This window comes from Lysobacter sp. (genome assembly GCF_035655815.1).
Lineage (GTDB): Bacteria > Pseudomonadota > Gammaproteobacteria > Xanthomonadales > Xanthomonadaceae > Lysobacter_J.
Genome location: NZ_DASRTS010000056.1, coordinates 1 through 25318, shown reverse-complemented (window position 1 = coordinate 25318; position 25318 = coordinate 1). Strand labels below are relative to the sequence as shown.

Here is a 25318-nt window from a genome sequence, read left to right as displayed (position 1 = left end):
GCTGTGTCACAGGCGCGCCGCAGGACGCGATTTCGGAGGGGAAATTCGCAATGCAGGACACCGCAACACATGCTGCACCCGCCGCGCCGCTGGCCGGCCTTCTCGACCGGCTGGCGGGCCTGGCCATCGCCGTGGCCGCCTGCGCGCTGCTCGGACTGGTGGTCGTGCAGGGCTGGCAGGTCTTCGCGCGCTACGTGCTCAACGACTCGCCCAGCTGGACCGAACCACTCACGCTGCTCCTGCTTGCCACCGCGATGAGCCTCGGCGCCGCGGCCGGCGTGCGCGAGCGGCGGCATTTCGCGTTCTCGCTGCTGGCCGATGCGCTGGGCCCGAAGGCGCATGCGTTGCTCGATGCGTTCAGCGCGCTGGTGGTGGCGTCGATAGGTGCCGTGCTGGCCGGCTGGAGCGCGGTGCTGCTGACCGACGGCTGGAACGTGCACCTGGCCGGTGCACCGCTGCCGCAGAGCATCAATTATCTGCCGCTGATGCTGGGCGGCGCGCTGATGACGCTGTTCGCGCTGGACCAGCTGCGCGCCGTGGCGTTCCTCCGTAGGAACCAGCTTGCTGGCGACGGGCTTACGTCAACCTCTGGTCGCCAGCAAGCTGGCTCCTACAACGACGAAGCGAGGTCCTGAGTCATGGCGATCTCGCTTCTGTTCATCGTCTTCGCGGCGCTGCTGCTGATCGGCGTGCCGGTGGCCTACGCCCTGGCCGCAGCCGCACTCGCGACGCTGCTGGTGCTGGACCTGCCGCTGGTGGTGCTGGTGCAGCAGACCTCGGCCGGTGCGGGCTCGGTATCGCTGATCGCGATTCCGTTGTTCATCTTCGCCGGCGAACTGATGCTGCGCGGCGGCATCTCCGAACGTCTGATCTCGCTGGCGGCGGCCATGGTGGGCCGTCTGCGCGGCGGCCTGGGCCAGGTCAGCGTGCTGTCGTCGCTGTTCTTCGGCGGCGTGTCCGGCTCGGCCATCGCCGACGTGTCCGCGGTGGGCGGCACGATGATTCCGCAGATGGTGCAGCGCGGTTACGACCGCGACTTCGCCGTCAACGTCAGCATCACCGCCGCGCTGGTCGCGCTGCTAGTGCCGCCATCGCACAACCTGATCCTGTTCACCGCGGCGGCCGGCGGCGGCATGTCCATCGCCGACCTGTTCGCGGCCGGCATCGTGCCAGCGCTGCTGATGACGCTGGCGATGATGGTGACTGGCTGGGCGGTGGCGCGTTCGCGCGGCTACGGCACCGAACCCTTCCCCGGCATGCGCGCGTTGCTGCTGCGCCTGGTCGCGGCATTGCCGGGCCTGGGCCTGGTCACGCTGATCTTCGTCGGCATCCGCGCGGGCGTGTTCACCGCGGTGGAGAGCGCCGCGATGGCGGTGCTGTACGCGCTTGCCGTGACCGCGCTGCTCTATCGCCAGCTGAAGTGGCGCGAGTTCATCGGCGCGGTCACGCATGCCACTCGCACGACGGGGGCCATCCTGTTCGTCATCGCCACCGCGGCGGTGTTCGGCTGGCTGCTGGCCTACCTGCAGGTACCGGCGGCAGCCGTGGATGCGCTGCAGGCCATCGCGCACGACAAGATCACCGTGCTGCTGCTGATCATCCTGGTGCTGCTGGTGCTGGGCACGTTCATGGACCTGGCGCCGATGATCCTGATCACCACGCCGATCTTCCTTCCGGTGGCGAAGGCGTACGGTATCGATCCGATCCACTTCGCGCTGGTGCTGGTGCTGACCGGCGGCATCGGCCTGGTGACGCCGCCCGTGGGTTCGGTGCTCTTCATCGGCACGGCGATCGGCAAGATCAGCATCGGCCAGAGCATGCGCACCATCTGGCCGTTCTGGCTCGCGGCGATTGCGGTGCTGCTGCTGGTCGCGTTCTTCCCGCAGCTGTCGCTATGGCTGCCGGCGGCGTTGAAGGCTTGAGATCGTCGGAGCTTTTTTGACGCGGATGAATGCAGATGAACACGGACAAAAGCTTTATCTGTGCGCATCTGCGTCATCCGCGTCGAATCGCATTGAGGGCGAAAGTCTTGCGGAGGGCACGACTGGCCATGTCCGCGTGCGCGCATGGAGCGTTGTCTGTGTTCGTCCGCGTCCATCCATGTCGAATCGCATGAAGACGAAACGCGTATTGACCGTGCTCCTGTGCGCACTGGCGTTCGCCGCGACCGCTCAGGCCGCGCCGCAATGGCAGCGTGGCGTCGAGAACCAGCGCAAGGGCGATCTGGGCGACGGCACGTTCCTCAATCCGGTGCTCGCCGGCGACCGGCCCGATCCGTCGGTGCTGCGCGACGGCCAGGATTACTACCTCACGCTGTCCTCGTTCGACGCGTATCCGGGCCTGTCGCTGTGGCACTCGCGCGACCTGGTCAACTGGCAGCCCATCGGCCACGGCATCACGAAGAACGTCGGCGCGATCTGGGCGCCAGACCTGGTCAAGCACGACGGCCGCTACTACATCTACTTTCCGGCGCGCACCGCGCAGGGCCGCAGCAACTACGTGGTGTGGGCGGACGACATCCGCGGCCCGTGGAGCGAGCCGGTCGACCTGCACCTGCCCGACCACATCGATCCCGGGCACGCGGTCGGCGAGGACGGCAAGCGCTACCTGTTCCTCAGCGCCGGCGACTACGTGCAGTTGTCGGACGACGGCCTGCGTACCGTCGGCGAGGTGAAGCACGTCTACGACGGCTGGCGTTATCCGGAAAGCTGGAACGTCGAGAGCTACTCGCAGGAAGGCCCCAAGATCACCTTCCGCAACGGCTGGTACTACATGATCACCGCGGTCGGCGGCACCGCGGGCCCGCCGACCGGGCACATGGTGATCGTGGCGCGTTCGCGCTCGATCCATGGTCCGTGGGAGAACTCGCCGCTCAACCCGGTCGTGCGCACGAAGAGCCCCGACGAACACTGGTGGTCGCGCGGCCATGCCACGCTGGTGGAGGACACCGCGGGGCAGTGGTGGATGCTCTACCACGGCTACGAGAAGGACTTCTGGACGCTGGGCCGGCAGACGCTGCTCGACCGCGTGCGCTGGACGGACGACGGCTGGTTCGTCGCCGAGGGCGGCGACCTGGGCCAGCCGATGCGCAAGCCCGCCGGCACCGCGGTGCCGCATGGCATGGCGCTGTCGGACAGCTTCGACGGCAGGACGCTGGGTCCACAGTGGGCGTTCTTTGATCCCGCCCCGGACGAGATGGAGCGCCTGTCCTTCGACGGCCAGGCGATGGTGCTGCGCGGCAAGGGCCGGCGTCCCGCCGACAGTTCGCCGCTGACGGTGATCCCGGGCGACACCGCGTACCAGGCGGAAGTGCAGATGGACATCGGCCCGGGCGCCACCGGCGGCCTGGTGCTGTTCTACAGCGACCGGCTGTACGTGGGGCTGGGCTCCAACGGCAAGTCGTTCGTGATGCACCGCTACGGCGAGGAGCGCCCCGCGCAGGGCCTGCCACCAGGCCCGGGCGGCAGGCTGTGGCTACGCGTGACCAACGACCGCCACATCGTCACCTTCCACCACAGCCGCGACGGTCGCACCTGGCACAAGTACGACGTGCAGATGGAAGTCTCCGGGTACCACCACAACGTGGCCGGCAAATTCCTGTCGCTGCGTCCCGGCGTATATGCCAGCGGCGAGGGACAGGTGAGGCTGCTGGACTTCCGCTACCGCGCCCTGCCGTGAGGCCGGCGGTGCGGCCCGGCTAGAATGTCGCAAATCCGCAGGCCGCCCATGACCGCAATTCCTCCGCGCTCCCGACGCACCCGCACCGCCTCTTCGCCGGCCACCGCGCCGGAAGAGGCGGTCCTGCCCGGCAAGGCCACCATCAACGACATCGCGCGGCTCAGCGGCGTGTCGAAGAAGACCGTCTCGCGCGTCATCAACCACTCGCCGCTGGTGCATCCGGAAACGCGCGAGAAGGTGCTGGCGCTGATGAAGCAGCTGGGCTACACGCCCGATCCGCAGGCGCGCGGCCTGGCGTTCCGGCGTTCGTTCCTGATCGGCCTGGTGTACGACAACCCGACCGCGCAGTTCATCGTGAACATGCAGTACGGCGCGCTGGATGCGTTGCGCGATTCGGGCTACGAACTGGTCGTGCATCCGTGCGACAGCTCGAAGGAGGATTACATCGACGGCGTGCGCCGCTTCGCGCAGCAGCAGAAGCTGCACGGCGTGATCCTGATCCCGCGCGTGTCGGAAGACGAACAGCTCGCTGCGGCGTTGCGCGAGATCGGCGTGCGCTACGTGCGCATCGCATCGATCCCGCTGGACGAGGCGCGGCACATGGTGGTCACGCACGATCGCCAGGCCGGCATGGAGGCCGCCAATTACCTCGAATCGCTGGGCCACCGCACGGTCGGCCTGATCACCGGCCCGCGCCGTTACCGTTCGACCATCGAACGTGGCGGCGGCTTCCTCGCCGGCCTGGATGCGCGTGGCATCGAACTGTCGCCGGACTACATCTACGAAGGCGGCTACACCTTCGATTCGGGCGTGGCCGGTGCGGAGTACCTGCTGGCCAAGTCGCCGCGCCCCACCGCGATCTTCGCGTGCAACGACGAGATGGCCGCAGGCGTATACAAGGCGGCGATGCGGCGCGGCCTGTCGATCCCCGGCGACCTGTCGGTGGTCGGCTACGACGACAGCCCGCTGGCCTCGCAGCTGTGGCCGGCGATGACGACGATCCACTCGCCGATCCGCGACCTGGGCCGCATGGCGGCGCAGATGCTGCTGAGCGACGAACCCGCGTCCGACGTCGCCGCACCGCACCGCACCGTGACGCCCCGCCTGGTGGTACGCGATTCGAGCCAGCGGCCGAAGGGCTGAGGCGGGACTCGCCAGCCTTGAGTGCTCTCCTGCCGGGAGAAGGGTTGGGGTGAGAGTCGGACGAGCGATGCACTGATGCTCATCCTGCGCACCCACGCTGTGCACTGCACCCGTCTCCAGCCCTCCCCTGAAAGCAGGGGAACAGCAGAAGCACAGGCGCGGAAGTTTTGCCTCCTCCCCTGCTTGCAGGGGAGGTTGGGAGGGGTCGTGAGGCGCGACTGCGCCGAGCTCCCGCGATGCGACTCGTACCCCTGCCCAGCCGTGCGCGCCTTCGGCGCGCGCCTCTCCCGCCGCGCTGCGCGGACCTCCCCCGAGGGAAGTGGGGAGCTATCGTCATAGCCGCACCGCGTCTTGGGCGCATCCCTTCATGCCCCCCGCTGCGTCGACCTGTCCGGCGGGAAGAGGTGGAGCTGCAGCCATGCGACGAATACCAACTGCTATCCCTCTCCCCAGTGGCAGAGGGACAAGCCATCGAACACGGCCAGGGGGAGGGTCGCCGTGCGCCTTGCCCACCGTTTCCGACTCGTCGGAGACCTCACGCGGACGGCTTTGACACCGGTTACCAAAACCCGGCTATCATCGCCCTCATCGCCCGCCGCGCCCTGTCCGGCGCGGCCCGAACGCTCTGGAGGCCCGATGTTCCGCAAGACCTACCACGCCACCCACCCGGACATGATGGCCGGCGCCAGCAACGACCAGCTGCGCGAGCGCTACCTCATCGACGGCCTGTTCGTCCCGGGCCAGGTGGTCCTGAACTACTCGCACAACGAGCGCTTCGTCATCGGCGGCGCGGCTCCGACGACCGCGAAGGTCGCGCTGCCGCAGCAGACCGAGCCGGCCTCGGCCGCGGGCAAGCCGTTCCTCGAGCGTCGCGAGCTGGGCATCGTCAACGTCGGCGCGGGCACCGGTACGGTCACCGTGGACGGCACCGCCTTCACGCTGGACCCCAAGGACGGCCTGTACGTGCCGATGGGCAGCGCGCAGGTGGAGTTCGCCTCGAACGACGCGAACAACCCGGCCAAGTTCTATCTCGCCTCCACCCCCGCGCACGCGCGCTACGAGGCCAAACACATCTCCATCGCGCAGGCCGTGCCGCTGGAGCGCGGCGCACTGGAGACGTCGAACGAACGCACCATCTACCAGTACATCGTCCCGGCCACGGTGAAGTCGTGCCAGCTGCTGCTGGGTCTCACCATCCTCAAGCCGGGCAGCGTGTGGAACACCATGCCGCCGCATCTGCACGACCGCCGCTCCGAGGTCTACTTCTACTTCGACCTGGGCGACCAGCGCGTCATGCACTTCATGGGCGAGCCGGCCGACATGCGCCACCTGGTCATCGCCAACGACGAGGCCGTGGTGTCGCCGCCGTGGTCCATCCATATGGGCTCGGGCACGAAGAACTACTGCTTCATCTGGGCCATGGGTGGCGAGAACCTCGACTACACCGACATGAACCAGCTGGACATCTGCCAGCTGAAATGACGAACGCCGCGCGTTGCGCGGCTGTTCCGCTTCGCATCGCACGCCCGGGCCACGCGGTCCCGGGCCATCACAAGAAACGAGCATCCAGAGGGGAGTGTTCATGGCCAATCCGTTCAGTCTCGAGGGCAAGGTCGCACTGGTGACCGGCGCCAACACCGGCCTGGGTCAGGGCATCGCGGTGGCGCTGGCCGAAGCCGGCGCGGACATCGCGGCCGCCGGCATCCAGGCGCCCGTCGAGACCGAGCAGAAGGTGCGTGCGCTCGGCCGCCGTTTCGTTTCCATCGAGGCCAACCTGTCCTCGCTCGAACCGATCGACCGCGTGCTGCGCGAGACGCTCGACGGCCTGGGCCGCTTCGACATCCTGGTCAACAACGCGGGCCTGATCCGCCGTGCAGACGCGGTGGATTTCAGCGAGAAGGACTGGGACGAGGTGATGAACGTGAACATCAAGTCCGCGTTCTTCCTGTCGCAGGCCGCCGGCCGTCATTTCATCGCGCAGGGCGGCGGCAAGATCATCAACATCGCGTCCATGCTGTCGTTCCAGGGCGGCATCCGCGTGCCGTCCTACACCGCCAGCAAGAGCGGCATCGCCGGCATCACGCGCCTGCTCGCCAACGAATGGGCGAACAAGGGCATCAACGTCAACGCGATCGCCCCGGGCTACATGGCCACGGACAACACCGCGCAGCTGCGCGCCGACGAAGCACGCAGCGCGCAGATCCTCGACCGCATCCCCGCAGGACGCTGGGGTACGCCGGCGGATCTGGGCGGCGCGGCGGTGTTCCTGGCCTCGCGCGCATCGGATTACGTCAACGGCGCGATCATCCCGGTCGATGGCGGCTGGCTGGCGCGTTGAGGTTTTTGACACAGATGAACGCGGAAGACACAGATAAAGCGATAGCTGCACGACAGAACTGACCGCCGTGCGGTCTGTTCCACCGCACCGCCTTATCTGCGTCTGTCAGCGTGATCTGCGCCATCCGCGTCGAAACCACGCGAATCCCCGGACGGAGAAGGCCATGGTCATGGGCAAACATGTAATCGGCCTGCTGGCGTTGTGCGCGGCGACGGTCGGCCACGCGCAGACGCCGCGCAGCGATTCCTACGTCGAGCAGGCGCGCGACATCGCCGTGCAGCAGCCCGGGCCGCATGAAGGCCAGGGCACGACCACGGCCTATCCGTTCTTCGACGACGCGGAAGGTTTTGACATCGTGTTCCGCCAGCGCGCCCTGCATCCGGGCGCGACCATCGGCGAGCACCGCAACGACAAGGACGAGATCTACTACGTGCTGTCCGGCCGCGGCGAACTGATGCTGGACGGCAAGCACCGCGAAGTCGGCCCGGGCGACGCCATCCTCACGCGCAACGGCAGCACGCACGGCCTCAAGCAGGTCGGCAAGGAAGATCTGGTGATCATCGTGGTGTACCGCAAGCGGCTGGCTGTGAAGCCGTAGGCCGCTGGCGCGGGCTGCGTGCCGCGGGATACGCCGAACGATTCCGCGCCGTTTTCCATGCCGTCATTCCCGCGCAGGCGGGAATCCAGAGACCGATTCCGTGTCTTTTTTGCTGTCATTCCCGCGCAGGCGGGAATCCACGTGGCCGGCGCATCATGCTCACCGGAAAAGGCGCAGCGTGTTCGCTCTTCCGCGCACATGACATCGTTTCCCGTGGGTTCCCGCTTTCGCGGGAATGACGGCTCAGGGCGGATGCGCTTCTCGCATACGGCAAGCGTAACGCCGCGGACCTATGGATTCCCGCCTGCGCGGGAATGACGGCTCAAGAGCGAAGACGTCCGCAGATCACTTCGGCGTTCGGACTCGGCTCAGCCGCCACCGCTTCAACCGCGCCACGCCCCCCGCTTACGCCGCACCCGCCACGCATCGCGAAACTCCCACAGCCACGGCAGCCCGCATAGCAGCGCCGCAGGCAGCAGCACCATCGCCCAGAGCCACCATGGCAACGGCGGGTCGCGCAGTTGCAGCGTCCACTGCATCGGTGGCGGCCAGTGCCATGCGATGAAGATGCCGAGCGCGACCGGCGGTGCCATGTCGAGCACGCTGTGCACGTGCTGCTCGAACGGACGGATCGGGCGCAGCGGATAGGCCTGCCGCGTGTCCAGGTAACCGACGACGGCATGCAGCGCGACCAGCGACGCGAGCAGCGCGATCAATGCAACGTCCACGCGCAGCAGCATGCCCAGCACGATGGCGCCGCCGCACAGCGTCAGTTGCAGCAGGTGCAGTGAGGATTCGCGCAGGCCCGACGTGTGTGGCAGATCGGTGCGGCGGTGGCAGAGGAAGTCGAGCGTGCCCGCGCCCAGCCACGCCAGATAGCCGGCGTAGGCGAGCCACAGCGTGGCGTGCTCAGGCATCGCGTGAGGCGGGACGCGGCCACGGCGCCAAAGGCTCGCTGGCCGGTCCGTTGAGCACGCGACCGGTGACCGCCTCGAAGCGCGAGCCGTGGCACGGGCAATCCCAGCTTTTCTCCTGCGGACTCCAGCGCACCGAACAGCCCAGGTGCGGGCAGCGCGCGGAGTGCGCGTGCAGTTCGCCTTCCGCGCTGCGGTACACCGCCACGCGATGGATGCCGTGGCGCACCACCGCGCCCTCGCCCGGTGCCAGCAGGTCCGCGTCCTTGACGTCGCCGCCGCTCAGCCAGTCGCGATACTGCAGCGCGACGTTGGCGTTCTCGTGCAGCCATCCGCCCGGCGAACGCAGCTGCTTGCGCTGCGGGTCGTACAGCGCGGCCCAGCGGTTGGGCCGGCCGACGATGAGGTCGGTGATGATCAATCCGCCCAGCGTGCCGTGCGTGATGCCGTTGCCGGAATCGCCGGTGACCACGTAGACGTTCTTCTCGTCGCCCGGATCGGCGCCGATGAAGGCCAGGCCGTCGGCGGGTTCGAGGATCTGTCCCGACCAGTCGTAGGTGAACGTGGACGTGCCCGGCAGCTTCTCGCGCGCCCAGTCCTGCAGGCGCACGTACGCACGCGGGTCGTGGTCCTGTCCGGTCTTGTGGTCCTCGCCGCCGACGATGGCCACGCGGCCGCCGTCCTCGCCTTCGGCCAGGCGCACGTAGTGGTACGGATCGCCGTCGTCCCAGATCAATGCATCGGGCAGCGTGCCGTCATCGACCGGTCCGGCCACCACGTAGGTGCGGTACGGCGCCTGCTTGGTGTGCACGGCGACACGCTCGTGGAACGGCACGTTGGTCGCCAGCACCACCGCGTTGGCGTGCAACGTATTGCCGTCGACGGTGAGTTCCGGCCGTTCGCCACCCTTCACCGCCGTCACCTCGCCCAGCACGAAGCGCACGCCGTTGGCGCGGCAGGCTTCGGCGAGCGTGCGCAGGTAGCGGCCCATGTCCACGCGCGCCTGGTGTTCGTAGCGCAACGCGGGCCCGAGGTGCGGCAACCCGGGGATACCCTCTTGCTGCCAGCTCACGTCCAGGCCCGCCTCGGCAGCGGCTTCGAGTTCGTCCTTGAGGCGGTCGAGCTTGCCGTCGTAGGAGAACAGGTACGCCGGCACGCGGCGGAAACCGCAACGGTCCGGCGTCGACGCGCAGATGTCCTCGATCCAGTCGATCGCCTCCGCATGGCTTTCCACCGCGGCGCGCGCGCCGTCCTTGCCGTGCCACTGCGCGAGCTTCTTGAAGCGGTCGTCGATGGCCGAGGCGAGGTGCGCCGTGGTGCGCAGCGTTTCGCCTTCGCCGGCGCCCTGGCGGTCGATCACCCACACGCGCCGGCCCTCCTGCGCGCAGCACAGGGCGGTGGTCAGGCCGGCGATGCCTGCGCCGACCACCACGATGTCCGCGTCGCCTGGTGGGATCGCGCGGCTGAAATGGGCGGCGTTGAACGGAGTCAGTGGCTGCCAGAACGGCAGGGTGCGTGCGGTGCTCATGCGTGCATCGTTTTCGGAAGATTCATGCGTCGACCATCGCGCCACCATCGTCAACGCAACGCGAATCCGCGCCGTGCGCCTGCAATGGTGAAGATGCCGTGAGCGCGCCGTGCGCCTGCCGTGGCATTCGCACCCACGTGGATTCGCCTGACCTTAACCGGCCGGCGGCGAGGATGGACGCAGTTCACCAAGCGAGGCACCGCAGATGGCTTCGAGCAAGCGCGAACTGATTTCCCCCAACGGCGACAAGCGCTACGTGCGTCGCGACGAACAGGGCCGGTTCAAGGAATCCGACGACGTGAGCCGTTCGCTGTCGCAGGACCGTCGCCGCACCGCGAAGACGGATGCGAAACCGGGACAGGGCGATCGCGGCGATCGCAAGCGCCACTGAGCCGCACGATGAGGCCGCGGCACATCCTGATGCTGATGCTGGCGATCCTCGTCGTCGCCATCGGCGCGTACCTGTACCTCAACAGTCGCGCGGCGGCACCGTTGCAGGATCCATCGCCGGACGGCACGTCGATGCAGGTCGAGGCACCGCCGACGCCTGCGATCTCCTGACGATCAAGTTGACGATCAACCTGCACCGATGAAGCGCAGCCCCACGCCCGGCTCGGTCGCGATGTAGCGCGGCCGGGCCGCGTCGTCGCGCAGTTTGTGGCGCAGCTTGCCGACCAGCACGCGCAGGTAATGCGTGTCCTCCTGATGGCCGGGACCCCACAGTTCGCGCAGGATCTGCGGCTGGGTCACCACGCGGCCCGCGTGCTGCACCAGCAGCGCCAGCAGCGCGTACTCCTTGCGCGCCAGCACCACCGGCTCGCCATCGATGCGCACCTCGCGCCGCGCCAGATCGACGTGCAGATGCCCGTCGTCGAACACCGGCGGCGGCGCATCGGTGTTCGCCACGTGCGAACGGAGCAGCGCACGCACGCGCGCCATCAGTTCCTGCGCGCCGAACGGCTTGGTCACGTAGTCGTTGGCGCCGCCGTCCAGGCCGGCGACCTTCTCCGCCTCGTGCGAACGCACCGTCAGCAGGATCACCGGTACCGACGACCACTGCCGCAGTTCGCGCAGCACGTCCTGCCCGTCGCGATCCGGCAGGCCCAGGTCCAGGATCACCAGGTCCGCCCCGTGCGTCGCCAGCGTTTCGAGCCCTTGCTGCCCGGTCTCGGCCGACTGCACGGCATAGCCCTGCGCACGCAGGCTGATGTCGAGGAAACGGCGGATCTGCGGCTCGTCGTCGATGACCAGGATGCGCGGCGGTGGTGTGGTAGGGGTCGGTTCGCTCATGGCTGGCTTCTGGTTTCGTCTCCCCCGGCATAGCCGGGAGGGCCAGGGTGAGGGTTTTTTTGCTTCGGCCTTCACCCGTAGAAGCAAAAGCATGCGCGCCTTCGGCGCTTGCCCCTCACCCTAACCCTCTCCCCCGCCTTGCGGAGGAGAGGGTAAAAACGCGGGTTACGGCTCCATCCGCGGCAGCGTAATCCGGATGGTGGTGCCGCGGCCATCCGCACCGGGCAGCGCCTCCACGCTGCCGCCGTGCGCGCCGATCATCCCCTGCGTGATCGCCAGCCCAAGGCCGGTGCCCTGGCGTCCGCGATCGCCGCGCTCCACGCTGTAGAACATGTCGAAGATGCGCCGGCGCTCGTCCTCCGGAATGCCGGGGCCGCGGTCGCGCACGTCGATGCGCAGCTGGCCGTCGACCTGGCGCGCGTCCACCGTCACCGCCTCGTCCGGCGGCGAGAACCGCGCGGCGTTCTCCAGCACGTTGAACAATGCCTGCTCGACCAGCGCCGGGTGCACCCAGATCGGTGCAAGCCCAGGCTCGACGACCACCTCGAAACGCGTGTCCGGTTCGTAGCGGCGCAGGCGCGACACCGCCGAGCCGATCAGCTCGTCCACGCCGATCCAGTCGCGGTTGAGCGTGAGGCCGCCATGGCCCAGCCGCGTCATGTCCAGCAGGTTCTGGATGTAGCGGTCCAGCCGTTCGCCCTCGATGCGGATGGTTTCGAGCAGGCTGCGGCGGTCCTGCGCGTCCATCGCGTCGAAGTAGTGCTCCAGGCTGCTGGCCGAACCGATGATCGACGCCAGCGGCGAACGCAGGTCGTGCGACACCGACGACAGCAGCGCCGAACGCAGGCGCTCGGTCTCGTTGCTCACGCGCGCATCCTCCAGCGCGGACACCAGCCGCGTGCGCACGATGGCCTGGGCGATGTCCTCGACCATGGCTTCGGCCAGGCGTCGCTGCTCGGCGCCGATGCGCGGCAGGCCATCGGCCAGGTGCAGCCCGACCACGCCGGTTTCAGACTCGCCCAGCGCCAGCGGCAGGAACCACCACGGCGACCCCGACAGCGTGTCGGTGTGGCGTCCCGCGGGCTGGCGATGGCGCATCGCCCAGTCGGCGGCTGCGCGGTCCATGTCGGTCAAGCCTTCCGCATGCAGCGTCTGCGTGCCGACCTGCAGCATCACGTCGGCATCCAGTGCGCGGCGCAGTGCGTCGCGCGCGGCCGCAAGCACCTGGCCCAGGTCGGCCGAGGTGGCCAGTTGCCGGCCCAGCGTCTGCAGCGCGGTGGCCTGCGCATTGGCCGCGCGCAGCGCCAGCACCTGCATGCGCAGCTTGGACGCCAGCCGTCCGGCCACCAGCGCCGCGATCAGGAACAGCATCACCGTGGTCACGCCCTGGCGGGCGCCGATCATCAGCGTGTAGCGCGGCTCGATGAAGAAGAAGTTGTACGCGAGGAAACACAGCACCGCCGCGATCACCGCCGCCGCCATGCGCGTACGCGACGCCACCAGCACCACCGCAACGATGAACACCAGCGACAGGTCGTCCAGCGCGACCCAGCGTTCGGCGATCCAGGCCAGCCCGGTGGCTGCCGCGGCGGCCAGCACCGCCAGCGCCGCATCGCTGCGCGTGAGCTGTCCCTTGAACTCGCGCCACGAGCGGCGCGCGCGTGCACGTGCTTCCGGCGTGCTGACGATGGTCAGTTCGTAATGCGCGCCACGCTGGATCAGCTGTTGCGTGAGCGTGCGGTTGAACATGCGCGCCACCGGACGCTCGCGCGTGCGTCCGAGCACGATGGTGCTGGCACCCATGCGGGCAGCGTGGTCGAGCAACGCATCGACGATGCTGTTGCCGTGCAGTACCACCGCGTCGCCGCCCAGCCGGCGCGCCAGGGCGAAGGCGCGATCGAGCTCGCGTTGCTGCGATCCGTCGGCGGTGCCACCGGCCTGCACCGTCACCACGGTCCAGGGCGCGTCGCGCCGCTCGGCGATGCGTCGCGCCACGCGCACCAGGTATTCCGACTGGCCCAGCCCGTCGACCGCCACCATCACGCCGCGACGCAGCGGCACACCAGGCAGGCCGCGCGCCGCCTGCGCCTCGCGCAGGTCGCTGTCGACACGGTCGGCCGCCGTCTGCATCGCCAGTTCGCGCAGCGCGGTCAGGTTGCTGGGCGAGAAGAACGCCTGCAGCGCGTGGGCGGCCTGCTCCGGCACGTACACCTTGCCCTGCTGCAGGCGCTCGATCAGCTCGCGCGGCGGCAGGTCCACCAGCACGATGTCGCGCAGCCGGTCGAACACCGCGTCCGGCACCGTTTCGCCGACGCGCACGCCGGTGATCCGGTGCACCACGTCGTTGAGGCTCTCCAGGTGCTGGATGTTGACCGTGGTGTAGACGTCGATGCCGGCGTCGAGCAGCTCGATCACATCCTGCCAGCGCCGCTCGTGGCGGCTGCCGGGCACGTTGCGGTGCGCCAGTTCGTCGACCAGCGCCAGCCTCGGCTTGCGCGCCAGCAGCGCGTCCAGGTCGAGTTCCTCGAAGCTGCGTCCCTGGTAGTCCAGGCGCCGGCGCGGCAGCACTTCCAGCCCGTCCAGCAGCGCAGCGGTTTCGCTGCGGCCGTGGGTCTCGACGATGCCGACCACCACGTCCATGCCGCGCCGCTGCAGTTCGCGCGCGCGCCCGAGCATGGTGTAGGTCTTGCCGACGCCGGGCGCCGCGCCAAGGAAGATGGTCAGGCGGCCGGCATTCTGGCGCTGCAGTTCGCCGATCAGGGCATCGGCCTGTGCGCTGCGCTCGATCATGGCGATGCGTCCACCGGCAAGCGGGACCCGGAAAGTGGCGCGAGGATACCGGATCGGCCGTCAGTCAGATCGCCACGCGCCGGCCAATCTCGATCAGCCGGTTGTCCGGAATGCGGAAAAACGACGTGGCCGGCAGCGCATTGCGCGTGAGGAAGGCGAACAGCCGGTCGCGCCATCTCGCCATGCCCGTGCGTTCGCCGGCGATCACGTCCTCGCGGCTGGTGAAGAACGTCGTCTCCATCAGGTCGAATCCCAGGCCGTGCGCTGCGCAGGCGTCCAGCGCCTGCAACACGTCCGGCTCCTCGGCGAAGCCGAACCGCGCGCGGATGCGATGGAAGCCCTGCCCCAGCGATTCGATGCTGACGCGCTCGCCGGCACGCGCGCGCGGCGCGTCCAGTATGTCGACCGTCAGCAACACGTTGCGCTCGTGCAGCACCTTGTTGTGCTTGAGGTTGTGCAGCAGTGCCTGCGGCACCAGCGCCGGCTCGGTGGTGAGGAACAGCGCGGTGCCGGGCACGCGTGTGGGCGGATGGTCCGACAGCGACACCATGCACGGCTCCAGCGGCACGCCTTCGCCGCGGATACGCGTGAACAGCAGTTCGCGGCCGCGCCGCCACGTCGCCATGACCACCAGCATCGCGATGCCCAGCACCAGCGGAAACCAGCCACCGCTGCCCAGCTTCATCAGGTTCGCGGCGAAGAAGGCCAGGTCCACGAGCAACATGGCGGCGCCCAGCGGCACCACTACCCACCACGACCAGCGCCACACGCCGCGCATCACCGCCACCACCAGCACCGTCGTCACCAGCATGGTGCCGCTGACCGCGATGCCGAACGCGGCCGCCAGCGCACCGGAGGAGCGGAAGCCCAGCACCGCCGCCAGCACCAGCAGCAGGAGCAGCCCACTGACCACGGGCAGGTAGATCTGTCCACGCACGCGCGAGGACGTCTGCGCCACGCGCATGCGCGGCAGATAGCCCAGCTGGATCGCCGAGCGCACCATCGAGTACGCGCCGGAGATCACTGCCTGCGAGGCGATCACCGTCGCGGCGGTCGCCAGCGCGATCATCGGATACAGCGCCCAGCCCGGCACCATGCGATAGAACGGCCGCACGGCCGCGTCGGGCTGCAACAGCAACACCGCACCCTGTCCGAAATAGCTCAGCAGCAGGCAGGGCAGCGCCACCACCAGCCACGCCACGCGGATCGGCCGCGCACCGAAGTGGCCCATGTCGGCGTACAGCGCTTCCGCGCCGGTCAGCACCAGCACCGTCGCACCCAGCGTCGTGAAGCCGGCAAAGCCGTTGCGCTGGAAGAACTCCAGCGCACGCAGCGGGTTCACCGCGGCCAGCACCTGCGGCTGCCTCAGCATCGCGTTGAAGCCCAGCACGCCGGCGGCCAGCAGCCAAGCCAGCATCACCGGCCCGAACAGCGTGCCGATGCGCGCGGAGCCGTAACGCTGCAGCGCGAACAGCGCCACCAGGATCGCCACGCTGATCGGCAGCACCCACGGCGTCATCGCGGGCGCGGCCAGTTCCAGTCCTTCCACCGCCGACAGCACCGAAACCGCGGGCGTGATCACGCTGTCGCCGAAGAACAGCGCGGCACCGGTCAGCCCGGCCATCACCACCCACCAGCGCAGGCGCGGCCGGTCCAGCAGGCTCGCACGCGCCAGCGCGAGCAGCGCCATGATCCCGCCCTCGCCGTTGTTGTCGGCGCGCATGATCAGCAGCACGTACTTCAGCGACACCACGCCCACCAGCGCCCAGAACGCCAGCGAGATCACGCCGATCACGTTGCCCGGCGTAGGCCGCACGCCGTGCACGCCGAACGCCTCCTGCAGCGAGTACAGCGGGCTGGTGGCCAGGTCGCCGAATACCATGCCCAGCGCGGCCAGTACCACGCCGGGCAGCGGTGCGGCCGTTGCGGCCGGTGCGTTGCCGGCGCGCGGGCATGCGGCGGTATCCATCGCTTCGCGTTCCCATGGACTCAGGGCCCAGTAGAGGACAAGCGCGGTGATGCACGAGGCTGCACTCCTGAACGGCGACCGTCAGCGCGCGTGCAGGCGATCCAGCGCCAGGTTCAGCTGCAGCACGTTCACGCGCGGCGCACCGGGCACGCCGAACGTCGCGCCTTGCGTGTGTTCGCGCACAAGCACTTCGACCTCGGACGGATCGAGTCCGCGCGCCTTCGCGACGCGCGCGACCTGCACCTGCACGGCGGCGGGCGACAGATGCGGGTCCAATCCACTGCCCGATTGCGTGACCAGCTCGGCGGGCACCTGCCCCGGTGCGATGCCTTCGCGCCGTGCCACCTCGTGGATGAGTCCGTCGATGCGCTTGCGCAGCTCCGGATTGCTGCGCGCAAGATTGCTGCCCGCCGCGGCCATCGGGTCGTAGCCGGCAGCGGAGGGACGCGGCTGGAAATAGCGTGCATCCGCGAACGGCTGCGCGACCAGCTCCGACCCGCGCACCCGTCCATCGACGGTGACGAGGCTGCCCGTCGCCTGGTACGGAAACAGCGCTCGGCCGAGCAACGCGCCGACCAGCGAGTACAGCAGGCCAAAGCCCAGCAGCACGAGCACGGTGAACACCAGCGCGCCGCGCAGCGAGGTGCGGTCCTCCGGCACGGCCGCATGCGCGGCTGCGGGAGTGTCGTGAAGTGAAGTCAGGGACGTCATGTCAGAACCGCATTGCGACGAGGACAAGATCGATCAGCTTGATGCCCGCGAACGGCAGCAGCACGCCGCCCAGGCCGTACACGAGCATGTTCCGCCGCAGCAGGGCGACTGCACTGGCGGGTTTGAAGCGCACGCCCTTCAGCGCCAGCGGAATCAGCGCCGGGATGATCAGCGCGTTGAACACCAGCGCTGCCAGCACCGCATTGGCCGGGCTCGACAGCTGCATGACGTTGAGCGCGGCCATCTGCGGAATGGCCGCGGCGAACAGCGCCGGCAGGATCGCGAAGTACTTGGACACGTCGTTGGCCAGCGAGAACGTGGTCAGCGCGCCGCGCGTGATCAGCTGCTGCTTGCCCACCTCGACTACCGCCAGCAGCTTGGCCGGATCGCTGTCCAGGTCGACCATGTTGCCGGCCTCCTTGGCGGCCTGCGTGCCGGAGTTCATCGCCAGCCCGACGTCGGCCTGCGCCAGCGCAGGCGCGTCGTTGGTGCCGTCGCCGACCATCGCGATCAGCCGCCCGCCGGCCTGTTCGGCGCGGATGCGCGCCAGCTTGTCCTCGGGCTTCGCCTCGGCGATGTAGTCGTCCACGCCCGCTTCCGCGGCGATTGCGGCGGCGGTGAGCGGGTTGTCGCCGGTGATCATCACGGTGCGGATGCCCATCGCGCGCAACCGCGCGAAGCGCTCCTTGACGCCGTGCTTCACCACGTCGCTCAGTTCGATCACGCCAAGCACGTGCCGGCCTTCGCTCACCACCAGCGGCGTGGCGCCGCCGCGCGCGACCTGCCCGATGCGGGCCTTCAGCTCAGCCGGCACCAGTCCGCCCGCGGCGAGCACGTGGCGTTCGATCGCATCGCCCGCGCCCTTGCGGATCACGCGCATGCCGCCGTCGACGCCGGCATCGCGCAGATCCACGCCCGACATGCGCGTCTGCGCGCTGAACTGCACGTAGTGCGCATCGGCCGGATCCTGCAGAGCCGTGCCCTGCTCGCGCGCGAGCTTCACGATCGACTTGCCCTCCGGCGTCGGATCGGCCAGCGACGACAGCAGCGCGGCCTCGCGCAGCCGCGGCAGGTCGATGCCCGCCAGTGGATGGAACGCGGTGGCCTGGCGGTCGCCGTGGGTGATGGTGCCGGTCTTGTCGAGCAGCAGCACGTCCACGTCGCCCGCTATCTCCACCGCCTTGCCCGACTTGGCCAGCACGTTGGCGGCCAGCGCGCGGTTCATGCCAGCGATGCCGATGGCCGGCAGCAGCCCGCCGATGGTGGTGGGGATCAGGCACACCAGCAGCGCGATCAGCAGCAGCGGATCGAGCCTCGCACCGACGAAGGCCGCGAACGCCGGCACCGTCGCCACCACGATGAGGAAGGTCAGCGTCATCGCGGCCAGCAACATGGTCAGCGCGATCTCATTGGGCGTCTTCTGCCGGTTGGCGCCTTCGACCAGCGCGATCATGCGGTCGAGGAAGCTCTGTCCCGGCTCTGCGCTGACCTGCACGATGATCTCGTCGGACAGCACCTTGGTACCGCCGATCACGCCGGAGCGATCGGTGCCCGCCTCGCGCAGCACCGGCGCGGATTCGCCCGTGACGGCCGCCTCGTTGATCGTCGCCACGCCTTCGATGATCTCGCCGTCGGCGGGCACGAACTCGCCTTCGGACACGATGACGTAGTCGCCTGGCCGCAGCGTGGAGGCGGCCACGCGCGTCTCTCCGGACACACGCGTGCGTCCTCCCAGCCGGCGAGCGACCAGGTCGCGGCGCGCCGCGCGCAGCGAAGCGGCCTGCCCGCGGCCACGCGCTTCCGCGACGGCCTCGGCGAAGTTGGCGAACAGAACGGTCACGAACAGGATCAGCGTCACCACGATGCCGAAGGCGCGGTCGCCCGGCACGGCAAGCGTGATCAGCAGCGACAGCAGCGTGCCGAGCAGCACGATCGCGATGACCGGGCTCTTCAACGCCTGGCGCGGTGCGAGCTTGCGGAAGGCGTCGAGCGCGGCGCCGCGCAACGAGGCGCCGTCGAACATCGCCGCCTGCCGGCGTGCGGCGCCGAGGTGGGTATGGGTCATTTCATTCATTTCGGTGTCCGATGCTTTCTTTGTCATTCCAGAGAAAGCCGGAATCCAGTGGCTTTGGCTTTCCCGCGAAAGTCGCTGGATCCCCGCGTTCGCGGAGATGACGGGCAAGAGTCAGGGTTGGACAAGGGCGAGGTGGTCGGCGATCGGTCCCATCACCAGCGCCGGCATGAATTGCAGCACCGTGAGGATCACGATCACCGCAACCAGCGTCAGCGCGAACGTCGGTGTCTCCACGTGCAGCGTGCCGCTGCTCTCCGGCGCCACGCGTTTGCGGGCGAGCAGTCCGGCCACGGCGAGCGGAACGATCAGCGCGGGGAAGCGGCCCAGTGCGAGCACCAGCGCGCAGCTCAGATTCCACCAGTACGTCGCGTCGCCCAGCCCTTCGAAGCCCGAGCCGTTGTTGGCGAACGCCGAGGTGTACTCGTAGAACACCTGGCTGATGCCGTGGAAGCCGGGATTGGAGTTGCCGGTGATCGACGGGATCGCCAGCGTCACCGCACTGAAACCCAGCACGACCAGCGGTTGCAGCAGGATCAACAGCGCGAGCAGCCGCACTTCCGGCGCTTCGATCTTGCGACCGAACAGTTCCGGCGTGCGGCCGGTCATCAGCCCGGCCAGGAACACGCTGAGCAGCAGATACACCAGGAACTGCTGCAGGCCGCAGCCGATGCCGCCCCAGATGGAGTTGATCAGCATGTTGACCATGGCCATGCCGCCGGTCAGCGGCGCCATGGAGTCATGCATCGCGTTGACCGAGCCGTTGTTGACCTGCGTGGTCAGGTTGGACCACAGCGCGGACGCGGATGCGCCCAGGCGTACTTCCTTGCCCTCCATCAATGCGGGATCGGCGGCGGTGGCCGAATGCACTTCCGACCACATCGACAGGCCGGTGGTTGCCACCGACATCAGCAGCATCGTGCCGAACACCATGGCCGACAGTTTCGGACGACGCACGAACGGCCCGACCATGAAGGTGATGGCCACCGGAATCAGCACGATGGCGAGCATCTCCAGCAGGTTCGACAGCGGCGTCGGGTTCTCCAGCGCGACGGCGCTGTTGGGTCCGTACCAGCCGCCGCCGTTGGAGCCCAGCTGCTTGGCCGCCACCATCGGCGCGACCGGGCCCAGCGGGATCTTCTGCTCCTTCATCTCCACCGAAGCATCGACCGGCGCGACGGTGGGGCCGGCCTGCAACGTGGACGGCACGCCCTGCCAGGTCAGCAGCACCGACAACACCAGGCACAGCGGCAGCATGAAGCGCAGCGTCGCGCGGGTGACGTCGACCCAGTAGTTGCCGAGGTCGCGATCGCGCACGAATGCGTCGCGCCGTTCTTCGGCATGAGATCCCGCCGCAGCCGATGCTGGCGCATCGTCCAGTCGCGCGGCGGTCAGCCCGCGCAGTGTGGCGACGACGACGGCCAGTCCCATCATCGGCGTCACGATCTGCAGGCCGACGATGCCGACCATCTGCGACAGGTAACTCAGCTGCGCCTGCCCGGAGTAATGCTGCTGGTTGGTGTTGGTGAGGAACGACACCACCGTGTGCAGCGCGGTGTCCCAGCGCAGGTTCGGTATGCCGTCCGGGTTGAGCGGCAGCCAGGCCTGGGTCATGAACTGCACCCACACCACCAGGCCCACCACGAGGTTGCTCAGTGCGAACGCCTTCGCATAGCCGCGCCAGGTCATGCCGCGCTGCGGGGCGGTGCCGATGGCGCGATAGATCACGCGTTCGACCGGGCCGAACACGCGGTCCAGGCACATGCGGTCGCCGCGCATCACACGCGCCAGATAGTGTCCGAGCGGCCATCCGAGGACGACTGCCAGGAAAAGGATGAGGACAGGGGTCATGATGTTTTCTCAGGCGTCCGTTTGGTGCTCATGTGTTTTGGTGTGTGTGAGGCGCTGCAGTGGCGACCTCGCCGCGGTGCGGCTCGTACCCCTCCCCAACCCTCCCCTGCACGCAGGGGAGGGAGCAGTTCTCTGCCTGCAGTAGGGAGAAGAAGCGCGCCGCTGTTTGGCCCCCCCTGCACGCAGGGGAGGGAGAAGAAGGAGCACGTGCGGCGCGTCGACGCATCACCAGGCATCAGAAATCCTCAGGACGCAGCACCACGTACAGCAGGTAGGCCGCGGCCACGATCACCGCGACGCCGCACACCAGGGCAAGCCAGCCGGGCATGTCGCGCTCCTCAGAAGGAGGCCTGCACGGCCGCTTCGATGCGGTCGCCGGCCAGGTCGTCGCCGAAGATCCGCTCGGCGCTGGAATCGGTGGCGTGCGCGGTCAGCCGCAGTTCGAGCGGCACCTTGACTGCCCAGATGGCGCTGAGCTGGGCGTGCGCGTAGTTGTCGCCGTACACGTCGTCGAGCCAGTAGTAGCCCGCCGCCGCCTCGATGCGCAGCGCATCGTTGATCGGGAACCGCGCGCCCAGCTGGCCGTACGCGCCGGCCTCGTCGCTGCCCAGCGCTTCGGGCGACCACGCCAGCGCCAGCCAGTAGTTTCCGGCATAGGTCGCGGTGGCGTTGAGTTCAGTCCAGTCGAGATCCACGGTGGTCGACGGGTACTGGTAGCGCAGCACGTTGACGTCCAGCGTCCAGTCCTCGCCCACGTTGCCCGCCCAGCCGACCGCGAAATCGAACTCGCTGCTGGCGTGCGTGTCCGGCGCGAACTCCACGTTCGATCCCCAGACCGAACCGTAGAAGCCAGAGTCGCCGGCCAGCCGGAAGCCCGCCTGCACGGCCGCGTCGCCCTGCGTCTGCGAGCTACCGCGCCAGACGTAATCGCTGGTCAGCGCAGCGTTGCCCGTCAGCGCCGCGGCGCGGGCGTTGGCGCCCAGCGACATCAGCCCGACGATGCCCAGCACCGCGGCGGGCAGATACGCACGCAACTCGCGTGCGCGGAAGATCGTGTGTTTCATGAACCTGCTCGGTTTCGACGAGGCCATCCGGCCACGGCGAAATTCTCGGCAGCGCGGGCATAAAGCCTCCATTCGCTGGCGGCGCTGCGGCGTAAATTCGGCGTAAACCGCGTGCCGCTACATCCGCCCCCACTGGCCGCTGCGCTTCATCACGCCCCACTGGTGCTTGCGCCGCGACAGCCATTGCCACATGCCGCGGCAGCGCCACAGGGTGTTGAGCTGGCGGTAGCCGAAGTTCTCGATCACCGCCATCGCGAACAGCGACAGCATGTCGCGCTTGCGCCCGTAGATGCGGAACGACAGCGTCTCCAGCAGCAGGCCGTTGACCGACAGCAGGATGCCCATGCCGATGGCGACGGCGATGAACACCGTGAACGCCACCGGCGACACCCAGCCCAGCGCGAAGCCGACCGCCATGAAGACGTAGCCACCCAGTTCGATCAGCGGGCCGAACCATTCGAACAGCGCCATGAACGGCCACGCCAGATAACCCGCCGCGCCGGCACGCCAGCCGTATCGCCACGGCGGATGGAACATCAGGCTTTCGGCCAGGCCGCGTTGCCAACGCGAGCGCTGCCGGCCCAGCGTGCCCAGGTCCTCGGGCGCCTCGGTCCAGCAGATCGGATCGGGCAGATAGCGGATGCGGTACGGAATTCGCTGGCGGCGATGCCATCGGTGCAACCGCACCACCAGTTCCATGTCCTCGCCGACGGTGTCGGTGCGGTAACCGCCGACCGCCTCCACGCGTGCGCGGTCGAACAGGCCGAACGCGCCGGAGATGATCAGCACGCCGTTTACCGGCGACCAGCCCAGCCGGCCGAACAGGAACGCGCGCAGGTATTCGATGATCTGCATGCGCGCGATCAGATTGCCGGGCAGCCCGGATTTCACCAGGAAGCCGCCGCGCACTTCCGATCCGTTGGCGATGCGCACCGTGCCGCCTGCGGCGACCGTGCGCTCATCCTCGATGAAGGGCTGCACCACGCGCAGCAGGCTGTCGCGCTGCAGGATCGAATCGGCATCCACCGCGCAGAACAGGCCGTTGCGCGCCAAGTTGATGCCGACGTTCAGCGCATCGGCCTTGCCGCCGTTTTCCTTGTCGACCACGCGCAGGTTGCCGTAGCGCAGCGAGCGGTACACGCCTCGGATCGGCTTGTGCGGCACCGCGCGGCGCACGACCTCCGGGTGCGGCACCAGCTCGAATTCCTCGATCAGCACTTCCAGCGTGCGGTCCTTCGAACCGTCGTTGATGACCACCACTTCGAAATCCGGGTACTGCAGCTGCAGCATCGAGCGCACCGAGGTGCGGATGGTGGCTTCCTCGTTGTAGCCGGGCACCAGCAGCGAGATCGGCGGTTCCATGCCCAGGTACGGCGCGTCGGTGCCGTACTCGGCGCGCTGGCGCATGTAGCTGCGCAGGCTGAACATCGACAGCAGGTTGAGCATCAGGTAGCCGCCGTTGAGCAGCACGAAGTACGCGATGAAGAACACCTGCGCCGCGGTCAGCACCTGCTCGACGGTCACGGCGTGCCGCTCCGCGAATGGCGTTCGGCCAGCGCGCGCTCCAGCGCCTCGCGGCCGTAGCGGTCCTGCACGCGTGGCAGCATCGCCTGCAGCGCGTCCTCGCCCATGCGCGGCAATGCGGCCAACGTGTCGGCCACCTGGCGCCGCACCCACCAACTGCGGTCGGCCAGCGCGGACAGCAGCGTGTCCACGTCGCCGATGTCGGCACAGCCACGCAGCGCCTGCGCGGCCGCCAGCCGCACCGCAGGATCGTCGTCGCGCAGCGATTGCACGATCAGCGCCTTGTCGCGCGGATCGCCCAGCTCACCCAGCGCCTTGAGCGCGGCCTGGCGGTTCTGCGGATCGGCATCGGCCAGCACGCGCTCGCGTGCCCATGGCGCGGTGCGCATGGGATCGGCGAAGGCGAGCAATGGCGCCAGCCGCGACTGCGTGCGCGCGTCGGCGTGCCGCAGGGCATCGAGCAGGGCCGGCGTCACCGCTTCGCGCCCGGCCTGCCGGCATAGCGCGGACATGCGTTGCCCGCCCCAGCTTTCCCGCTCCAGCGTGATCGGCAGCAACGCATGCGTGGCCCGTTGCGCATCCATCGCGATGAGCGCCTGCGCCGCGGCGAAGGCGACGAACGGGTTGCGCCCGCGCGAGAGCGGCTCCACCGCGTCCCAGTACGTCGCGTCGCCCAGGTGCCGCAACGTTTCCAGCGCGACCAGCCGGTTGCGCACGCCAGGCCGGCGCAGCAGTCGCAACGCATGCCGGTCCAGTCCGCTGGCCTGCAGGAACGCGTTGAGCCGTGCGGTGGATTCGCCGCGCAACTGGCGCTGCATGCGGTTCCACAACATCAGCCACCACAGGCGGTGTTCGCCGCGCGGCGGCGGCAGGTCCGTGGTCGTCGCACCTTCCAGGCTGGCGCGGGCCAGTGCGGGCCGCCAGCGACGGTTGAAGTCCTCGCGCAGGCGATGCTTGCGCGAGGCCAGCGCCGACACCACCAGCACGTACACCAGCACGATCACGGTGACCACCGCGAGCGCGGAAGCGGTGAGACTGGCAAGCCGCAGCGCCGGATCGGTCGGCAGCCAGGCGAACCACTCCATCAGAAGCGCCGCTCCAGGCCGACGCCGATGCCGCGCCGCGTGTACAGGTCGCCCTGGTCGATCACGCCCACGTTCCACAGCCACGACCACTGCGGCGTGAACACGTGCCGGCCGAACAGGATCGCCGCGGTGACGTCGCTGGCGACCACACCGGTGCCGACCAGGGCGGCCTCGCGGCCGAAGGCGAACTGGATACCGACTTCGCTGCCCTGGCCATACGCACGCGCGATGCGCACGTCGTGCCCCGGCGAGTGCGTGTCGCGCAGGCGCGTGAGGTTGAACGTGTACGCCGCGCGCCACGCGCTCCAGTAACGCTCCACGCCCACCGCGAGCCGGTCCACGCGCGTGTCGGGATAGTCGCTGGTCCGCAGGCTGGCGCCGCCGATCCAGCCGTGCGCGAACGCGCGCTGCACGCGCAGGTCGGCGTAATAGCGCGGCAGGAAGTCCGCGTCCGGCACCACGCCGACTTCCGGCTGCAGCAGCCAGTTCGCGCCCAGCGGCACCAGCAGGCCCGCTTCCAGGCCGAAGTCGTCGAGCTCGAAGCGCCTGTCCGCGGTGAGCGCACCATATGCGCCGAACGCGCCACGCTGCGTGCTGGACAGGTCCAGGCGCAGGTTGCTCCAGTCGTCGTAACCGCTGTCGAGCCAGTCCTGACGCGCCGACAGCGCGATCGCGCGGCGCCGTTGCGGCGCTTCCGCCATCGCCGGCGCCGGCGCTTCGGAAGGCGTTGCCGCGGTGGGCGCAGGCGGCGGCGCGACCGGTGG

22 protein-coding genes are annotated in these 25318 nt (G+C 68.8%); 9 read left to right on the top strand and 13 right to left on the bottom strand.

Annotation, left to right across the window (positions count from 1 at the left end; translation table 11 throughout):
* Positions 1–50: 50 nt before the first annotated feature.
* The 7 genes from VFE83_RS15450 to VFE83_RS15420 all read left to right on the top strand — a co-directional run bounded on the left by VFE83_RS15450 (position 51) and on the right by VFE83_RS15420 (position 7757).
* Complete coding sequence (locus VFE83_RS15450; protein ID WP_324907753.1) at positions 51–635, top strand: TRAP transporter small permease; 585 nt, start codon at positions 51–53, stop codon at positions 633–635.
* Positions 636–638: 3 nt separating this feature from the next.
* On the top strand, positions 639–1922 hold the full coding sequence (locus VFE83_RS15445; protein WP_324907751.1) for a TRAP transporter large permease: 1284 nt from the start codon (positions 639–641) through the stop codon (positions 1920–1922).
* 190 nt (positions 1923–2112) lie between these two features.
* Entirely contained in the window at positions 2113–3678 is a 1566-nt protein-coding gene (locus tag VFE83_RS15440) for a family 43 glycosylhydrolase (RefSeq protein WP_324907749.1), read from the top strand.
* Positions 3679–3726: 48 nt separating this feature from the next.
* Positions 3727–4821: a LacI family DNA-binding transcriptional regulator gene (locus VFE83_RS15435; RefSeq protein WP_324907747.1), complete on the top strand. Its 1095-nt coding sequence runs from the start codon at positions 3727–3729 to the stop codon at positions 4819–4821.
* 636 nt (positions 4822–5457) lie between these two features.
* A complete protein-coding gene (kduI, locus tag VFE83_RS15430) occupies positions 5458–6303 on the top strand; it encodes a 5-dehydro-4-deoxy-D-glucuronate isomerase (protein ID WP_324907745.1) in 846 nt (281 codons plus the stop codon).
* 100 nt (positions 6304–6403) lie between these two features.
* Positions 6404–7159: a 2-dehydro-3-deoxy-D-gluconate 5-dehydrogenase KduD gene (kduD, locus tag VFE83_RS15425; RefSeq protein ID WP_324907743.1), complete on the top strand. Its 756-nt coding sequence runs from the start codon at positions 6404–6406 to the stop codon at positions 7157–7159.
* A 169-nt stretch (positions 7160–7328) separates the two neighbouring features.
* Positions 7329–7757: a cupin domain-containing protein gene (locus tag VFE83_RS15420; RefSeq protein WP_414674765.1), complete on the top strand. Its 429-nt coding sequence runs from the start codon at positions 7329–7331 to the stop codon at positions 7755–7757.
* Positions 7758–8140: 383 nt separating this feature from the next.
* Here the strand turns inward: VFE83_RS15420 and VFE83_RS15415 are convergent, their stop codons facing one another.
* Positions 8141–8674, bottom strand: coding sequence for a hypothetical protein (locus VFE83_RS15415; protein WP_324907741.1), 534 nt, complete (start codon positions 8672–8674; stop codon positions 8141–8143).
* A complete protein-coding gene (locus VFE83_RS15410) occupies positions 8667–10199 on the bottom strand; it encodes an FAD-dependent oxidoreductase (RefSeq protein ID WP_324907739.1) in 1533 nt (510 codons plus the stop codon). Before VFE83_RS15410 ends, VFE83_RS15415 begins: the two co-directional genes overlap by 8 nt.
* 205 nt (positions 10200–10404) lie before the next feature.
* On the opposite strand from VFE83_RS15410, the gene VFE83_RS15405 reads away from it, so the two are divergent.
* Both VFE83_RS15405 and VFE83_RS15400 read left to right on the top strand, forming a co-directional pair.
* Positions 10405–10590: a hypothetical protein gene (locus VFE83_RS15405; RefSeq protein ID WP_324907737.1), complete on the top strand. Its 186-nt coding sequence runs from the start codon at positions 10405–10407 to the stop codon at positions 10588–10590.
* A gap of 8 nt (positions 10591–10598) precedes the next feature.
* A complete protein-coding gene (locus VFE83_RS15400; RefSeq protein ID WP_324907735.1) occupies positions 10599–10760 on the top strand; it encodes a hypothetical protein in 162 nt (53 codons plus the stop codon).
* Between the two features lie 15 nt (positions 10761–10775).
* On the opposite strand, the gene VFE83_RS15395 is transcribed toward VFE83_RS15400, so the two are convergent.
* From VFE83_RS15395 to VFE83_RS15345, 11 genes are all read right to left on the bottom strand, one after another.
* The gene (locus VFE83_RS15395; RefSeq protein ID WP_324907733.1) at positions 10776–11489 is read right to left on the bottom strand and encodes a response regulator; all 714 of its coding nucleotides are present in this window, start codon (positions 11487–11489) and stop codon (positions 10776–10778) included.
* 165 nt (positions 11490–11654) lie between these two features.
* On the bottom strand, positions 11655–14279 hold the full coding sequence (locus VFE83_RS15390; protein ID WP_324907731.1) for a sensor histidine kinase KdpD: 2625 nt from the start codon (positions 14277–14279) through the stop codon (positions 11655–11657).
* Between the two features lie 64 nt (positions 14280–14343).
* A complete protein-coding gene (locus VFE83_RS15385) occupies positions 14344–16248 on the bottom strand; it encodes a potassium transporter Kup (protein WP_324907729.1) in 1905 nt (634 codons plus the stop codon).
* Between the two features lie 81 nt (positions 16249–16329).
* Positions 16330–16959: a potassium-transporting ATPase subunit KdpC gene (gene kdpC / locus VFE83_RS15380; RefSeq protein WP_324907727.1), complete on the bottom strand. Its 630-nt coding sequence runs from the start codon at positions 16957–16959 to the stop codon at positions 16330–16332.
* Position 16960: 1 nt separating this feature from the next.
* Positions 16961–19024, bottom strand: coding sequence for a potassium-transporting ATPase subunit KdpB (gene kdpB / locus VFE83_RS15375; protein WP_324907725.1), 2064 nt, complete (start codon positions 19022–19024; stop codon positions 16961–16963).
* A gap of 120 nt (positions 19025–19144) precedes the next feature.
* Entirely contained in the window at positions 19145–20881 is a 1737-nt protein-coding gene (gene kdpA, locus VFE83_RS15370) for a potassium-transporting ATPase subunit KdpA (protein WP_324907723.1), read from the bottom strand.
* Between the two features lie 235 nt (positions 20882–21116).
* Complete coding sequence (locus VFE83_RS15365; protein WP_324907720.1) at positions 21117–21209, bottom strand: potassium-transporting ATPase subunit F; 93 nt, start codon at positions 21207–21209, stop codon at positions 21117–21119.
* Positions 21210–21219: 10 nt separating this feature from the next.
* On the bottom strand, positions 21220–21945 hold the full coding sequence (locus VFE83_RS15360; RefSeq protein ID WP_324907718.1) for a TorF family putative porin: 726 nt from the start codon (positions 21943–21945) through the stop codon (positions 21220–21222).
* A 117-nt stretch (positions 21946–22062) separates the two neighbouring features.
* Entirely contained in the window at positions 22063–23469 is a 1407-nt protein-coding gene (locus tag VFE83_RS15355; RefSeq protein WP_324907716.1) for a glycosyltransferase, read from the bottom strand.
* Positions 23466–24554: a HEAT repeat domain-containing protein gene (locus tag VFE83_RS15350; protein WP_324907714.1), complete on the bottom strand. Its 1089-nt coding sequence runs from the start codon at positions 24552–24554 to the stop codon at positions 23466–23468. Before VFE83_RS15350 ends, VFE83_RS15355 begins: the two co-directional genes overlap by 4 nt.
* Positions 24554–25318: YaiO family outer membrane beta-barrel protein (locus VFE83_RS15345; RefSeq protein WP_324907712.1), on the bottom strand; the 765-nt coding region annotated here is incomplete at its 5' end. The genes VFE83_RS15350 and VFE83_RS15345, both read right to left, overlap by 1 nt.